Below are 13,315 nucleotides of genomic sequence, written 5' to 3' on the forward strand. Positions count from 1 at the left end.
CGACCTTGGTCGACACGCTCATCCCGCAGCGCCTTCAGCCCCAGCGCCGACCAAGGTCGGCGTCTACCAACAGCCGTCGAGCGTGGCTCGACGCTACATGCGCCTGGTAGGTGTCGACCTTGGTGGACACGCTCATTCCACGGCACCTTCAGCCCCAGCGCCGACCAAGGTCGGCGTCTACCAGCAGCCGTCGAGCGTGGCTCGACGCTACATGCGCCCGGTAGGTGTCGACCTTGGTCGACACGCTCATCCTGCGGTGCCTTCAGCCCCGGCGCCGACCAAGGTCGGCGTCTACCTACAGCCGTCGGGCGTGGCTCGACGCTACATGCGCCTGGTAGGTGTCGACCTTGGTCGACACGCTCATCCCGCAGCGCCTTCAGCCCCAGCGCCGACCAAGGTCGGCGTCTACCAACAGCCGTCGGGCGTGGCTCGACGCTACATGCGCCTGGTAGGTGTCGACCCTGGTCGACACGCTCAGCCCGCGGCGCCTTCAGCCCCAGCGCCGACCAAGATCGGCGTCTACCAAACGCTACACCCCGCCCTTCAGGATCACTTCGGCGAGGCGGTCGTAATCGCCACCGAAATGGTGATCGCCCGGCAGCTTCACCTTCCTCACGCCGTCATTGGCCGGCAGATCCGGGCACAGCGCGTCCTCATCCTTGTCGCCGTACACGCACAGCGTTTTTTCCGCCGGCAGCCTGGCCACTTCCGGTGCGATCGGCAGGCCGTCGCCGCCACCGCCCAGCCAGTTGCTGACATGGAATTCGAAGTCGGCCTTCCTGCCCACCGACAGCAGCACGATGCGCTCCAGCGCCTCACGGGTGCCGACGTCGAGCTGGTTTATGGTGGCCGGCAGCACGTCGGCGCCCTGCGAGAAACCGATCAACATCACCTTGTCGCGGCGCCATTGCTGGCGGTAGTGGTCGATGATCTTCTGCAGGTCGCCCGCAAAGCCCTTCGGTGTGCGCTCGCTCCAGAAGTAGCGCAGCGAATCGATGCCGACGACCGCCACGCCATGCTCGTTGAGTGACGACGCCACGTTCTTGTCCAGGCCAGCCCAGCCACCGTCACCGGAGACGAACACCGCCAGCGTATCGCCGCTGCCGGTCGCCGGCATTTCCACCACGGGCAGGCCCTTCAGTGCAGCAGGCGGCGGTGCCAGGCTGACGCCGGCCTGCGCGCCGATCACCCGTGCCGCAGCCACCAGGCCCGGTGACGCATCACCGCGCGCGGTGCGCTTGAACTCGCGTGCCATCGCGACCTGCTGCACGAACGCGCTGGCCTGGCCGACCTTGCAGCCGCGGTCACCGGCCGCGCTCAACCACGGAAAATTCAGTTCGGCCGGCTGCAGCCTGTCGTGCTTCACACCATCGCCGCAGACCATGCGCTGGTGGTTGTGGTCCGGGCAGAAGCCGGTAGTCAGTACACCGGCAAACACTTGGGTATCGGCCTGCGCTGCCAGCGAATAGGCCATCTCGGCACCTTCGCCATCACCGCCGACCAGCGGCAGGTGGTAGCCGGGCAGATGCAGCGAGGCCTGCAGCCAACGTGAGAAATTCTCGACGTCACCGGAACCGAACGAACAGGTCGGGTCCCCCTCGCGCTTGAGCACACCGCGCAGGTGCGCAATGTCCACTGCCGCGACCAGCGCGCCATCGGCACGCAGGGCCTCGATCGGCAGGCGGCTGGTGTCACCACCGGCCGTGGGTTCGTGGAACCAGATCACCACCCGTTGCGGCGTGCCGGATGGCATGTGCACCGGAATCTGCTCGAACCGCCCATGGCTGAACTGCTGCGGGGTCACGGCCGCCGTTGCCGGCAGCGCGGCCAGCGCCAGTACCACACCCATTGCCCTGCCCAGCCCTGCACGCTTCATATCGCATCCCCGATGGAATGCGCACACGATACGCCGCCGCCGCGTGCACGGCACGTACCGGCGCAGGCCGTTGGGGATTCAGTGGGCTGCGGCCCGACGGCTGCGACGGTACAGCGCCATCGCCAGATACAGCAGCCAGCCAACGATCACCGCGATCACCACTTTCTGTCCCAGCCCACGCGGTGGACCACCACGCCACAGCACATGCAGCCACAGCAGCACAAAGGCCAGCCATGCCCAGCCCCAGAGCAGGCCCGCAGCGGACTGCCAACCCGGTTCGCGGCGCAGATACCAGGCCTGCAGCAGCATGCCGACGCTGGCACACAGGAACGCCGTGTTGGCTGCCAGCCCATGGATGAACGGTGCCAGCAGCGGTGTTGCTTCAGGCAGCCAGCTGTCGCCGATGGCGACCGTCGCCAGGCCCAGCGCGGAAACCGTGAACAGCAATGGTGCGGCCGCACTGCGCCGCGGGCCGATGCTGCCGCGATACAGCGCAATGCCAAGCGCCGCAATGGCCAGCGCCAGCAGGCAGTAGGCAGCGCGCAATGCCAGCCCCCACGGCCCGTGCAGGTACAGGCTCAAGGTCGCCCGCACCCAGTCCAGATCACTGCGCGCAACCTGGGTCCACAGCGCGGTGGCCACGAACAGCACCAGTGCCACCAGCGCCAGCACCGCCGCCGGGCGTGCACGGCTCATGGTGCGGCCTCTGGATGCCGCGTCTTCCACTCGGCCAGCGCCTTGCGGTAGCGCTGCAGCTCATCGGAATACAGGTCCAGCACACACAGCGGGCAACCACTGCCGCAGCATTCGTTGGGGCCGGGTTCTTCCGGTGGCAGCGGGCGGGGATCGGGATCAGGGACGGACACGGTCGGAAACGGCAATCATTGGAAACAGGTCACCAGTGTACCGGGCCGGCTCAAACGCCCAACTGACGTCGCAGGTTGTCACGGGCGGCCGCGTCCAGGCGCTGGTGGAAGAACCCGCTGAGGAAGATCCGCGGAGCGCGCAGCAGGCCCTGCAGGAAGCGGCGACGGCCGGCACGGTACAGGAAGCCCGGCACCACCCCTTTGTATTCTTCGGCCACGCCACGGTCATAGGCAGCGAACACCGGCTCCGGCGCGGCCAGGATGGCCATGTCGCAGTCCAGGAACAGCGCCGCCTCGGCATCCACATCCTCTGGACCAAGCGCGCCGTGGCGGGCGGTCAGCAGGATCAATTGCTCCACGCGAGCGGCGTCGACAGTGGCAAGCTCTGGCGCCTGTGCGATCGCCTGCAGAGCCAGCTGCGCCGAACGCGCCTCGTTGTCCTTGCGCCCCGCCTGGTAGATCGCATCGTGATAGAGCACGGCCAGATAGATCTCGGCCGGCTGCTTCCAGCCGGGGCCATCGGCGACCTCCTGGCAGTGCTGCAGCACCGCGCGCACATGGCCGAAGTGGTGGTAGGCCCGTGGCGGCGTTGCATAGCTGTCCTGCAGCGCCTGCCACTGCGCCGGGGCAAGCGTCAGCGGTGAGAAGTCCATGACCTGATCATCCCGCCTGTGCCGGCGCCGGGCAAGCTGGCGGTTTTTTCACCACGCACTCACAACGCTTGCCGGGCGGGGCCCGGAGCCAGTTGTCCACAGCTTTGTCGAGCGCTGGTCCACACCGGTTGTGGATGAACGCGGCGCCGACCAACGGTCGCTGCAGCCGGACATCCATGGGCATACACTCGCCACAGGCGGGAGCGCCCGCCGCTGCCGGGAACCGTCATGTACCGTTCTGCCGCCCATTGCCTCACTCTTTCGCTGCTGGCCTTCTGTGCTCCTGCCTTCGGCGCAGGCCAGGCACCGCCCGCCTATGTGGTGACGACCCCGACCATCACCGTGTCGGCCGCACGTGTGCCGACCCCGGAAGAAGTGTTCGCCATTCCCGCGGACCTGCGCGCGATGCTCCAGAAGCAGGTGATCCAGCGCAGCTACTCCCGCGACCAGCGGCTGCAGGCGCTCGTGGAGATGATCTTCGACCAGCACGGGCTGGACCTGCAGTACGACGCCAATGCGACCTACACCGTCAGCGATATCTGGCAACACCGCCGCGCCAACTGCCTGGCCTTCACCCTGCTGTTCGTGACGCTTGCGCGGGAGGCTGGCATCCAGGCCCGCGTGCAGGAAGTCGGGCAGGTGGTGTCCTGGTACCAGGACCAGGATGCGGGCGTGGTCTACAGCGTCGGCCATGTCAACGCCGGCGTCGACGTCGGTGGGCGCTTCGGTACCGTCGATCTGGACCGCAATGTGCTCTATGACCGCCGCGGGCCGGTTCCCGTCAGCCGTGCGCGGGCGTTGGCGCATTTCTACAACAACCGGGGTGCGGAGCGCCTCGCCGACGGTGATTTCGTCGGCGCGCGTGCATTCTTCGACGCGTCCCTGGCTCAGGACAGCGGGTTCGCTCCGGTGTGGAACAACCTCGGCGTGCTCGACCACCGCGAAGGCAACAACGAGGCGGCGCGGCAGGCGCTGGACCGATCGCTGCAGCTGGAAGGCCGCCAGGATGCCGCACTGACCAATGCCTCCGCGCTGTTCCGCAGCCTGGGCTTGACCGCGCAGGCGCAGTCACTTGAGCGCCGGTTGAAGTCGGTGCAGCGCGAAGACCCGTTCGCGCAATACATGTTCGGCGCCAAGGCCGAACGTGCCGGCCAGCTGGACCAGGCGATCCGCTATTACCGGCAGGCCGTGCGCCTGTATGACACCGCGCATCAGTTCCACTTCGGGCTGGCACGCGTCTATTTCCTGGCTGGCCAGCTCAAGCGCGCCGATCGCGAACTGCTGCGTGCGCAGGAACTGGGGGGCGCGCCGGAGCAGGCGCGCTACCAGGCCAAGCTGGACAGCCTGGCCCGCTGGCGCGCGCAGCAGCAGGCCAAGCGCTGAAGGCGATCAGGCCTTCTTGAGGAAGCAGGTCTTCAGGACCAAACCCTTGATCTTGTCCGAGTTGCCTTCGATGTGCTCGGCGTCATCCTCGACCAGGCGGATGTTGCGGATCACGGTGCCCTGCTTGAGCGGGATCGAGGAGCCCTTGACCTTCAGGTCCTTGATCACGGTGACGGTGTCGCCGGCCTGCAGGGTGTTGCCGTTGCTGTCACGCGCGACCAGGGTGGAACCGGCGCTTTCCTCGGCGGTCCATTCGAAACCGCAGTCGGCGCAGATCCACAGCGCACCATCGGCGTAGGTGTTTTCCAGGGTGCACTGCGGGCAGGCGGGGGCAGAAGACATCAGCAAGTACCTCAAAGTGAATCAACAGCCGCCATTGTAACCGCCCAGCCCTTCCCCCCTCTTTTCGGGGGTGGTGCCCGGGAAACTCCTTGACTCGTTCCACACCGGCAAGCGACGGGAACTTGCAGTCGGCGACGAACTGCAGCAGAGTGCGCGGCCCCTGATCGCCCCCGGAACTCCCCATGCGCCTCGGCATCGACTTCGGTACCAGCAACTCCGCCGCCGCCATCGTGCATGAGGGGAAACTGCTGCCGATCCGCTTCGGCGACGCCGAGCAGTTCCGTACCAGCGTGTACTTCCCTGGCGTGGTGCCCGACCCGGACGACTTCCAGCTCGACGCCGGCCAGGAACACGAGCTGCAGCAGATGATCGACAGCGCCGCGCGCGCGGCCCGTGCCGCCGGCCAGGAACGCACGCCGCAGGCGCTGCGCCGCGAAGCCCTGCGCGCACTGCGCCGGGAATGGATGGAAGCCCGCGCCGGCAAGGAGCGCAGCGCCAGCGACCTGCTGCAGAACGCGGTCTACGGCGACGACGCGCTGGAAGCCTATTTCGAGGAACACGAAGGCAACCTGGTGCAGAGCCCGAAGTCGATGCTGGGCTACAACCTGCACCCGCGCGCGAAGCAGACCATCACCGGCATCGCCGCGCACATCCTCGAGCACATCCGCCTGACCGCCAGCGCCCAGCTTGGCCAGCCGCTGCGTGCCGCCCTGCTCGGCCGCCCGGTGCAGTTCCGCAGCTCGATCGGCGCGGCCGGCAACGATCAGGCACTGGACATCCTGCGCGAAGCCGCCACCCAGGCCGGTTTCGACCAGATCGATTTCCTCGAGGAACCGGCCGCGGCGGCCATGCATTACCACGCCGAAAGCCGCGAGCGGCACCAGGCGGTGATCGTTGACATCGGCGGCGGTACCACCGATATCGCCCACGCCGAGGTTGGTGGCGATGCTGCGCCGCGCATCCACCGCGCCTGGGGTATCGCCCGTGGCGGTACCGACATCGATCTGGCGCTGAGCCTGTCCAGCTACATGCCGCTGTTCGGCCGCGGCATCACCCGCGTGCCCGCCCACCACTACGTGGAAGCCGCCACCGTGCAGGACATGACGCGCCAGCGCGACTTCCGCCAGCACAAATACGATCACGTCGACGACCCGTGGGGCGCGCGCCTGCAGGCCCTGCAGGACACCGGCAATACCGCCCGCCTGTACCGCGATGTCGAACGCGCCAAGATTGCCCTCAGCGCCGCCAGCGAGCACCGCAGCACGCTGGACTACATCGCCCGCGACCTGCATGCCGACAGCAGCGCCGACGGCCTGGCCGCCGCCGCCCATGGCTACCTGGAGCAGATCCGCGAGCTGCTGGCCCAGGTCCGCAGCGACATCGGCGGCGACCCGGACGCGGTGTTCCTGACCGGTGGCATGTCCCGTGCCGGCTACCTGCGCCAGGCCGTGGCCGAGGCCTTCCCGGGGGCCCGCATGGTCCACGGCGAGCCCTCGCTGGGCGTGGTCCAGGGCCTTGCGCTGGCGGCAGCCAGCCAGGATTAACAAAACGTTACGCGGTCTAAGTTACTCTTGGTCGGCTAGAACCACGCTGCACCTTCCGCCGGCCACGCCGGTGTGTGTCCACAGTGCAGCCTGGCCCGCCCCGCGGGCCTAGCGGCCATGCCTTCCTGGCTCGTTCATGGTCCGCGCAGCACCTGAGCCGCCATCGAGACCCGCTTTGGGCACCCGCCAGGCCCCTGTGGCCTTACAACCTGACGCAGCACCTGCACCCATCGACTGCCGCCGTTGTGACGCGGTCTGTTGCCGGCTGCCCGTGCTGCTGCAGCCCGGCGACCACGTGCCCGGCCAGTTCCTGTCACGCGACACCCACGGCCGTGCCGTGATGGCGCGCAACGAGGAAGGCTGGTGCGCGGCGATCGATCCCTATCACCTGCGCTGCACGATCTATTCGCAGCGCCCGGCGATCTGCCGCCAGTTTTCGATGGGCGGCGATGACTGCCGCCGCGAGCGGCAGGACTACCTGCGCCAGGCCGATGCCTGGGCGCTTTCCTCCCCTTCCACCTGACAGGAGCAACCATGCCCCGCAAGGCAAAGACCCCCGCGAAGGCCAGCAACAGCATCCGCAGCGAACGCAAGGGCGCGGCCGCCAGCACTGTGGTCAGCAGCGATTCGATCGCTTCGGACCTGGCAGCGTTCCGCAAGGCCGGTGGCAAGATCGAAGTCCTCGGCACCACCTGGGCGCTGAAGAAAGCCAGCTGACCCAGTACCGACCGCGGCGGCGCTGCCGCCGCGGCCTGCCGGATCGCGTTCAGCGGTCCAGGCGTACCCGCACACTGCCCGAATGCGACTGGATGCGGATGTCACCATCACCGCCGCCCAGACGCGTATCGAGGTGGCTGCCCGGCCCATAGCGCGGCCGCTCCACCTGCCCGGCGTCACTGTTGATCGAACCACTGAAGCTGTTCACCGACAGCTGTGCCGACACCGTGCGCGGCAGGCTCAGCGTGACCGAGGCACTGACCGATTCGACGTTGATGCGGCCGCCGGGAGCCAACCCGGCCGCTGCCAGATCGATGCTGCCCGAGACGGTCTCCACCGCCAGCCGCTGCACGCGCCCGGCGTCCACCTCGACCCGGCCGGACACCGTCTGCGCACCGATATCACCGGACACGCCGCCGCCGGCCTCGATCCGGCCACTGACCGTGTTCACGTCCAGCTTCGGCGTCTGCAGGCGTGCGCTGACGCTGCCACTGACCGTGTTGAGCTTGCTGTCGCCACTGCGGCCAGCCGCGCTCAGGCTGCCGCTGACCGTGTCGGCCTGCAGCCGTCGCACATCGATGCCACTGATGTCCTGACTGGCGCTGACCGTGCTCAGCAGCAGCTCCACCGAGCGCGGCACGTTCAGTACCAGCGTCGCGCCACCATTGCTGCTGCGGCGCGGGTATTCGATCTCCCAGCGCACACGGTTGGCACTTTTCTCCTGACGCAGCTGCAGGCCGTCGCTGAGCGTGCCGGTGAGCTGCACGTCATTGCGGTCCCAGCCACGCACGGTCACCTTGCCGGCCACATTGCTCAGCTCGATGCGACCGCCCGCGGCCAGGGTGTGGCGCTCGTCAATGCGGGTGTCGGCCAGCGCCACGGCAGGGGCCAGCAGCAGCGCGACACAGCAGGAAATCAGGGTTCGGGTCATGGGGGTCTCCTCAGGTCGTCAAGCCGGACTCGGCGGCATAGGCCGCCTGCCGGGTCAGTTCCAGCCGCAGCGCATAGGTGCGCTTGAGCTGGCCAAGCAGGTGCGGCGCACGCGGGTCCTGCGCCAGGGCGGCACGGATCTGCGCTGCGCTTTCATCCAGTTCGTGCAGCGCCGGCTGCCATTCCGGCGCCCGTCCATCGGGCAGCGAAGCGACGGCCTGCTGGTACTGCTCGGTCATCGCCGCCGCCTGCAGCTGCAGCGCTGAAGGTACCGGCACCTCCGGCTGCGCATGCCGCCACGGTGCCACCGCGTAGAGCGCCAGGCTGGCCGCCAATGCCGCACCGACCGGCAGCCACCAGCGACGCCGCGAGCGCGCTGGCAGGGCCACCACGTTGTCGCCCGGCGCAGGTGCCGCCTGCGGTTCACGCGGCGGCAGCTGCGCCGACAGGCGTGCCCAGCCATCGGTGGGTACGCCGCGTTCGGTCGGCAGCGCGCGCAGCCGGGCCAGCAGATCGTGGTCGGAATCGTGGTCGTGTGTACTCATGTCATGTCTCCCAGCCGTGCGCGCAACAGGCCGCGCGCACGATGCAACTGTGCCTTGGAACTGCCGACGGCCATCTGCAGCTGTTCGGCGATTTCCTGGTGTTTCCAGCCTTCGATGTCGTGCAGTACCAGTACCGCACGTGCCCGTGGCGGCAGTGTCGACAGTGCCCGTTCGAGGTCGCGTTCGGTGCCGGCGCAACGATCGTGTACTGCCAGCTCCTGCAACCCTCCGTCCACTTCGTCGAGGCGGTCGTGATCCTGCCCGCCGGCTCGTCCGCGCAGCTCCATCAGTGCCGCGTTGACGCCCAGCCGGTGCAGCCAGGTCGACAGGCTGCTCTCGAAACGGAAGCCCGGCAGCGCCTTCCACGCCTGCAGGAACGCTTCCTGCAGCGCGTCCTCGGCGCGTGCCTGCTGGCCGCCACACAACCGCCACAGCACAGCGAATACACGGGGCGCGTGGCGCCGGTACAGCAGTTCATAGGCAGCGGTATCACCGGCGGCCGCCGCCCGCACCAGGGCGGGTTCATCGACGGCGTCGTTGGCGGCAGGCGGCGCGGGCATGGTGGTGTCGAGCATATCGCTTGGATGCGGCGACCCGGGAAAAGGTTTAGAGCCGATCGATGATCGATGGCATGCAACCCTTTGGGTGGCTGCTGCATCCATGAAAGGTCCTTCGCGAAATTGCCGTCCAGGAGTCCTGCCATGTCCAGCCCATCCTGCGCCGCCCTGCTGGTGATCACCGCCTGTGTCCTGCTGCAGGCGCTGGGCCTGTCACTGCAGCTGCGTCCCGACAATGGCCGCGCCTGCCTGCAGCAGCACCGCCAAGAGCTGGTGTGCGTGGCCTGGAACCCGGCGGTCGAATCCCCCGCACGCGCCGGGTAACATCAGGGGCCGTTCCCGCCGCCTGTTTTCGCCCCATGATGTTGTCGCTGAAGGATCACCTGCCCGCCTGGACCCACCCGTGGTTGAACTACGCCGGCGTGGCGCTGCAGATCGTACTGGTGCTGCTGGTCGCATGGCTCCTGCGCGTGCTCGCCCGTCGCCTGATCCGCCGCTTTGCCGAGCACTACACGCTGCCGCCGGAAATGGTGATGGGCGCGCGCCGGATCACCAGTTTCGTGGTCTATTTCAGTGCCCTGCTGTACATCCTCAGCCTGCTCGGCGCGAAGCCGTCGGTGCTGTGGACCGCGTTCACCGGCTTCGCAGCCGTGGGCGCGGTGGCCTTCTTCGCGGCGTGGAGCGTGCTGTCCAACATCTTCTGCACGCTGCTGATCTTCACCACCCGCCCGTTCCGCCTGCACGACTACATCGAGGTGCTGGAAAACGGCGAGAAGCCGGGCCTGAAGGGCCGGGTGATCGACGTGAACCTGATCTACACCACGCTGCAGGAGACCGGCGACGGCCACGAGGGCACGGTGCTGCAGCTGCCGAACAACCTGTTCTTCCAGCGCACGGTGCGCCGCTGGCGCGACCCGACGCAGGCCCCCGGCGGCATCCAGGGCGACGGCTGAGGGAGGTTCTTCTTTGCAGGGCTGCGCCCTGCACCTGCAGAGGCCGAAGCCGAAGCAAGATCAAGAGCGGCATTCCGTGGGATGGCGGGGCGGTGTGGGTGGTCAGGACACGCCGTAAACCCGTCCATGAAGTGACCCCCGAGACTTGGACGGGGTCAGGCGGCCGATTGGGCCTGCTCCCGGTACTTTACCGGGCTCAGACCTTTCAGTTTCAGTTTGATGCGTTCTTCGTTGTAGTACTGGATGTATTCCACCAGCCCAGCCTCCAGACTCTCGAGGCTGTCAAAGCTGTTCAGGTAGAAGAACTCCGACTTCAGCGTTCCAAAGAAGCTCTCCATCGCCGCATTGTCCAGGCAGTTGCCGCGCCGGGACATGCTTTGCTTCAACGAGTGCTTTTCCAGCATGTGCCGGTAGTTTTCATGCTGGTACTGCCAGCCCTGGTCGGAGTGGATCATGGGGCGCTCATCCGGGGAAAGCTTCTTGATGGCCTCCTCCAGCATTTGACCCACCAGATCAAATACGGGCCGACGCTTGATCTGATAAGCCACGATTTCGCCGTTGTAGAGGTCCATGATCGGCGACAGGTACAGCTTCATACCCTGCACCTTGAACTCGGTCACGTCAGTCACCCACTTCTGGTTGGGCCGCTCTGCATGGAACTGGCGATTGAGGTCATTGCCAACCACAACATTGGCCGCCCCCTTGAAGGCCTGGTAGCGCTTCACACGCACCCGCGATTTCAGCCCCATCTCCCCCATCAGGCGCTGAACCCGCTTGTGATTGGTCCGATGGCCCTGATTGGCTAATTCCAGCGTCACCGTGCGATAGCCATAGCGCCCTTGGCTTTGATCGTAGATTGCACGGATGCGCTCGCACAGGGCTGCCTCATCCTGATCCGGATGGGCCAGGACATGGTTCTGGTAATAGAACGTACTGCGTGACAGCTCAGCTGCTTCGAGCAGAAGCGACAGCGTATGAACCTGCCTCAATCCTTGGACGGCTTGCGCTTTGCGTCCTGCGCCGCCTGCTCTTCCCGGATCAAGGCATCGAGTTTTTTTAGGTAGTCGGTCTCCGCACGCAGATAGGCGACTTCCTTGAGCAGCTCATCGCGGCTCATATCTTCAGGCGGCTTGGACGAACGGGTCTTCTTCATCGGCTTTCGGGGCGGCGGCGGAGGGGGTGCCAACGCTTGGGCACCGCCTTGAGCATACAGGCGCCGCCATCGCCCCACCGCGCCGGCATCGCCAATTTGAAAGTAGGTGGTGGCCTCGCGCCCGGACAGGCCGTCCTGGCTCATCTTCTCCAGGACAGCCAGCTTGAACGGGAGGTCATAGGACCGGGCCTGGCGATGAAATCCCCGCCAACCATGCAGCCGATAGGTCGCCACCCAGCGCCTGACCGTGGAGAACTCCAGGCCGTGGCGACGGGCAATGGCTTTGACCGATGTGGAGGTCTTGCAGGCCTCTTTGGCGACCTGCAGTTTGAAACGCGCGTCGTATTTGTTCATGTATCCCTCGGGGTTGGATCTAGCGTCCAACTCCCGGGGGTCACTTCACCATGGGGGCTCGATGGCGCCATCCATGGCGCCAACGGTCCTGCCAACCCACACCGCCCCACCTCTGACAGATTCCGCGCGCTGTTGGTGGGTGCCGACCGTTGGTCGGCACATCTGTCAGATATCGATAGTCAAAATTGAATCCGACCCCGTGCCGACCAACGGTCGGCATCAGCAGCGGGTTCCAACAGATCGCGGAAATCTGTCAGAGGCGGGGCGGTGTCGAAGTGCGGGGTGTCCGCGGCATGGATGCCGCGGCCAAGCCCCCATGGACGGGTTCACGGCGTCCCCGCACTCCGACACCGCCCTGCCAACCCACGGAATGCCAGCCTTTGATGTTGACGTTGCTTCTGCAGGTGCAGGGCGCAGCCCTGCAATAAAACACCCCTTACCTCAACTGGCTGTCCTTGCTGCCACGCCGGTTGTAGCCGGCATGCGCCTGCGCTTCGTCGTCATGCGCCTGCTGGCACGCCACGCACAGCCGTACCCCGGGCACAGCCTGGCGCCGCGCCAACGGGATCGGCGCGTCGCATTCCTCACAATGTTCCAGACCAGGACCCTCGCGCAGCTGGCGCCTCGCGCGGGCGATCGCATCGTCGACGGTGGCGTCGATCTGGTCCTGGACCGCGCCGTCTCCCGCCCAACCGGTGGCCATGGCCATCCTCCGCAGGTGTGTCGCCTGATATGGGGACGATACACCGCGCAGTAAACGGTAGCGCCGAACCATGACCGGCGGGCCTTCAGCAAGCTGAGCAGAAGGCAGACGGGCCGGAGCAAGCCATTTGCGGCTTAATCCCCTCCGTCCCCTTTTTGGCTTACCAGACCAGGTCGTCCGGCACCTGGAACTGCGCGTAGTAGGCGTCGTCCTCGGCATTGCCGGTGGAGATCTCGGCGGTCGAGCCCGGCTGGCCGTGGTCGACGATGATCGCCTCCGGGGCGCGTTCACGCACTTTTTCGGCAGCGGCACGCGGCAGCAGGGCGTAACCGTCGCCGAGGGCAACGATGACCAGCACGCCCACCGACAGCGCCTTGCGCAGCTTGGGGTCGATCAGCAGGGTGCGGATCGCCACGCCATCGCTGAAGCGGTACTCGTCGTCGCCCTTGTGAGGCACGGCATGGGCCGTGATGATCTGCCGGGCCTGGGCCTTCTGTTCAGCCTGCCTGGCCTGGGCATTGCGCTCGGCGGCCAGTGCGCGGTCGCGCTCGACCTTCTCGGCGCGGGCCCGTTCAGCCTCGCGCTGGACATCGGCCGAGGTCGATTCGGCCTTGCCCTGCCGGGCCTTGGCCTGCGCGCTCGCGGCAGCGCTGGCCTGCGACTTCTTGGCCAGGCCGGCCTTGAGCAATTGTTCCTGCAGCGCGTTGGGCTTTGCCATGGTCGATGCGTACCGCGTGTA

The 13,315-nt window shown here is 66.9% G+C and carries 17 protein-coding genes; 6 read left to right on the plus strand and 11 right to left on the minus strand.

Annotation, left to right across the window (positions count from 1 at the left end; genetic code table 11):
* Nucleotides 1–529: 529 nt before the first annotated feature.
* The 4 genes from ACSYS9_RS17580 to ACSYS9_RS17595 form a co-directional block, all read right to left on the minus strand.
* Entirely contained in the window at nucleotides 530–1,876 is a 1,347-nt protein-coding gene (locus tag ACSYS9_RS17580; RefSeq protein WP_071228699.1) for a virulence factor family protein, read from the minus strand.
* Between the two features lie 78 nt (nucleotides 1,877–1,954).
* Nucleotides 1,955–2,572 (minus strand): DUF998 domain-containing protein, encoded by a 618-nt coding sequence (locus ACSYS9_RS17585; RefSeq protein ID WP_032130397.1) that lies wholly within the window; start codon nucleotides 2,570–2,572, stop codon nucleotides 1,955–1,957.
* Entirely contained in the window at nucleotides 2,569–2,742 is a 174-nt protein-coding gene (locus ACSYS9_RS17590) for an oxidoreductase-like domain-containing protein (protein WP_049398321.1), read from the minus strand. Before ACSYS9_RS17590 ends, ACSYS9_RS17585 begins: the two co-directional genes overlap by 4 nt.
* A gap of 50 nt (nucleotides 2,743–2,792) precedes the next feature.
* Entirely contained in the window at nucleotides 2,793–3,395 is a 603-nt protein-coding gene (locus tag ACSYS9_RS17595; RefSeq protein WP_071228698.1) for an HD domain-containing protein, read from the minus strand.
* Between the two features lie 228 nt (nucleotides 3,396–3,623).
* Here ACSYS9_RS17595 and ACSYS9_RS17600 point away from each other — a divergent pair, with 228 nt between their 5' ends.
* A complete protein-coding gene (locus ACSYS9_RS17600) occupies nucleotides 3,624–4,778 on the plus strand; it encodes a tetratricopeptide repeat protein (RefSeq protein ID WP_071228697.1) in 1,155 nt (384 codons plus the stop codon).
* 6 nt (nucleotides 4,779–4,784) lie between these two features.
* Here the strand turns inward: ACSYS9_RS17600 and ACSYS9_RS17605 are convergent, their stop codons facing one another.
* Nucleotides 4,785–5,120, minus strand: a complete 336-nt coding sequence (locus ACSYS9_RS17605) for a zinc ribbon domain-containing protein YjdM (protein WP_071228696.1) — start codon at nucleotides 5,118–5,120, stop codon at nucleotides 4,785–4,787.
* A gap of 182 nt (nucleotides 5,121–5,302) precedes the next feature.
* Between ACSYS9_RS17605 and ACSYS9_RS17610 the strand changes: the two genes are divergently transcribed.
* The 3 genes from ACSYS9_RS17610 (at nucleotide 5,303) to ACSYS9_RS17620 (ending at nucleotide 7,381) form a co-directional block, all read left to right on the plus strand.
* Complete coding sequence (locus ACSYS9_RS17610) at nucleotides 5,303–6,664, plus strand: Hsp70 family protein (protein WP_071228695.1); 1,362 nt, start codon at nucleotides 5,303–5,305, stop codon at nucleotides 6,662–6,664.
* 271 nt (nucleotides 6,665–6,935) lie between these two features.
* Nucleotides 6,936–7,187 (plus strand): YkgJ family cysteine cluster protein, encoded by a 252-nt coding sequence (locus tag ACSYS9_RS17615; protein ID WP_005410565.1) that lies wholly within the window; start codon nucleotides 6,936–6,938, stop codon nucleotides 7,185–7,187.
* Nucleotides 7,188–7,198: 11 nt separating this feature from the next.
* Complete coding sequence (locus tag ACSYS9_RS17620) at nucleotides 7,199–7,381, plus strand: hypothetical protein (protein ID WP_005410566.1); 183 nt, start codon at nucleotides 7,199–7,201, stop codon at nucleotides 7,379–7,381.
* Between the two features lie 49 nt (nucleotides 7,382–7,430).
* Here the strand turns inward: ACSYS9_RS17620 and ACSYS9_RS17625 are convergent, their stop codons facing one another.
* Genes ACSYS9_RS17625 through ACSYS9_RS17635 form a run of 3 tightly spaced genes read right to left on the minus strand, consistent with a single transcriptional unit; the run spans nucleotide 7,431 to nucleotide 9,431 of the window.
* On the minus strand, nucleotides 7,431–8,312 hold the full coding sequence (locus tag ACSYS9_RS17625) for a DUF4097 family beta strand repeat-containing protein (protein WP_032129361.1): 882 nt from the start codon (nucleotides 8,310–8,312) through the stop codon (nucleotides 7,431–7,433).
* 10 nt (nucleotides 8,313–8,322) lie between these two features.
* The gene (locus ACSYS9_RS17630; protein WP_032129360.1) at nucleotides 8,323–8,856 is read right to left on the minus strand and encodes a hypothetical protein; all 534 of its coding nucleotides are present in this window, start codon (nucleotides 8,854–8,856) and stop codon (nucleotides 8,323–8,325) included.
* Entirely contained in the window at nucleotides 8,853–9,431 is a 579-nt protein-coding gene (locus ACSYS9_RS17635; RefSeq protein ID WP_071228694.1) for an RNA polymerase sigma factor, read from the minus strand. The genes ACSYS9_RS17630 and ACSYS9_RS17635 overlap by 4 nt, the downstream gene beginning before the upstream one ends.
* Before the next feature lie 126 nt (nucleotides 9,432–9,557).
* Between ACSYS9_RS17635 and ACSYS9_RS17640 the strand changes: the two genes are divergently transcribed.
* Both ACSYS9_RS17640 and ACSYS9_RS17645 read left to right on the plus strand, forming a co-directional pair.
* Nucleotides 9,558–9,737 carry a hypothetical protein gene (locus ACSYS9_RS17640; RefSeq protein WP_049398314.1) on the plus strand — a complete coding sequence of 60 codons (180 nt, stop codon included), beginning with the start codon at nucleotides 9,558–9,560 and terminating at the stop codon, nucleotides 9,735–9,737.
* Between the two features lie 35 nt (nucleotides 9,738–9,772).
* Nucleotides 9,773–10,366 carry a mechanosensitive ion channel domain-containing protein gene (locus ACSYS9_RS17645; RefSeq protein ID WP_081352322.1) on the plus strand — a complete coding sequence of 198 codons (594 nt, stop codon included), beginning with the start codon at nucleotides 9,773–9,775 and terminating at the stop codon, nucleotides 10,364–10,366.
* 155 nt (nucleotides 10,367–10,521) lie between these two features.
* Here ACSYS9_RS17645 and ACSYS9_RS17650 read toward each other — a convergent pair.
* The 3 genes from ACSYS9_RS17650 to ACSYS9_RS17660 form a co-directional block, all read right to left on the minus strand.
* Nucleotides 10,522–11,873 (minus strand): IS3-like element ISStma2 family transposase gene (locus ACSYS9_RS17650; RefSeq protein ID WP_132809301.1). Its coding sequence is split into 2 segments (ribosomal slippage): nucleotides 10,522–11,426 and nucleotides 11,426–11,873, totalling 1,353 coding nucleotides; the frame shifts between segments, so codons are not numbered across the junction.
* 436 nt (nucleotides 11,874–12,309) lie between these two features.
* Nucleotides 12,310–12,576, minus strand: coding sequence for a DksA/TraR family C4-type zinc finger protein (locus tag ACSYS9_RS17655; RefSeq protein WP_032129365.1), 267 nt, complete (start codon nucleotides 12,574–12,576; stop codon nucleotides 12,310–12,312).
* A 160-nt stretch (nucleotides 12,577–12,736) separates the two neighbouring features.
* Nucleotides 12,737–13,294 (minus strand): DUF2058 domain-containing protein, encoded by a 558-nt coding sequence (locus tag ACSYS9_RS17660; RefSeq protein WP_071229426.1) that lies wholly within the window; start codon nucleotides 13,292–13,294, stop codon nucleotides 12,737–12,739.
* Nucleotides 13,295–13,315: the final 21 nt, after the last annotated feature.

Origin of the sequence: Stenotrophomonas sp. STK17_22, assembly GCF_051983905.1 — a bacterium.
Taxonomy (GTDB): Bacteria; Pseudomonadota; Gammaproteobacteria; order Xanthomonadales; family Xanthomonadaceae; genus Stenotrophomonas; species Stenotrophomonas maltophilia_A.

Excerpts from the sequence above, each read along its gene's own strand:
- ACSYS9_RS17645 (WP_081352322.1), top strand. The coding sequence starts at position 9,773 with ATGATGTTGTCGCTGAAGGATCACCTGCCCGCCTGGACCCACCCGTGG.
- ACSYS9_RS17620 (WP_005410566.1), top strand. The coding sequence starts at position 7,199 with ATGCCCCGCAAGGCAAAGACCCCCGCGAAGGCCAGCAACAGCATCCGC.
- ACSYS9_RS17660 (WP_071229426.1), bottom strand. The coding sequence starts at position 13,294 with ATGGCAAAGCCCAACGCGCTGCAGGAACAATTGCTCAAGGCCGGCCTG.
- ACSYS9_RS17635 (WP_071228694.1), bottom strand. The coding sequence starts at position 9,431 with ATGCTCGACACCACCATGCCCGCGCCGCCTGCCGCCAACGACGCCGTC.
- ACSYS9_RS17585 (WP_032130397.1), bottom strand. The coding sequence starts at position 2,572 with ATGAGCCGTGCACGCCCGGCGGCGGTGCTGGCGCTGGTGGCACTGGTG.
- ACSYS9_RS17580 (WP_071228699.1), bottom strand. The coding sequence starts at position 1,876 with ATGAAGCGTGCAGGGCTGGGCAGGGCAATGGGTGTGGTACTGGCGCTG.
- ACSYS9_RS17595 (WP_071228698.1), bottom strand. The coding sequence starts at position 3,395 with ATGGACTTCTCACCGCTGACGCTTGCCCCGGCGCAGTGGCAGGCGCTG.
- ACSYS9_RS17630 (WP_032129360.1), bottom strand. The coding sequence starts at position 8,856 with ATGAGTACACACGACCACGATTCCGACCACGATCTGCTGGCCCGGCTG.
- ACSYS9_RS17625 (WP_032129361.1), bottom strand. The coding sequence starts at position 8,312 with ATGACCCGAACCCTGATTTCCTGCTGTGTCGCGCTGCTGCTGGCCCCT.
- ACSYS9_RS17605 (WP_071228696.1), bottom strand. The coding sequence starts at position 5,120 with ATGTCTTCTGCCCCCGCCTGCCCGCAGTGCACCCTGGAAAACACCTAC.
- ACSYS9_RS17610 (WP_071228695.1), top strand. The coding sequence starts at position 5,303 with ATGCGCCTCGGCATCGACTTCGGTACCAGCAACTCCGCCGCCGCCATC.
- ACSYS9_RS17655 (WP_032129365.1), bottom strand. The coding sequence starts at position 12,576 with ATGGCCACCGGTTGGGCGGGAGACGGCGCGGTCCAGGACCAGATCGAC.
- ACSYS9_RS17600 (WP_071228697.1), top strand. The coding sequence starts at position 3,624 with ATGTACCGTTCTGCCGCCCATTGCCTCACTCTTTCGCTGCTGGCCTTC.
- ACSYS9_RS17640 (WP_049398314.1), top strand. The coding sequence starts at position 9,558 with ATGTCCAGCCCATCCTGCGCCGCCCTGCTGGTGATCACCGCCTGTGTC.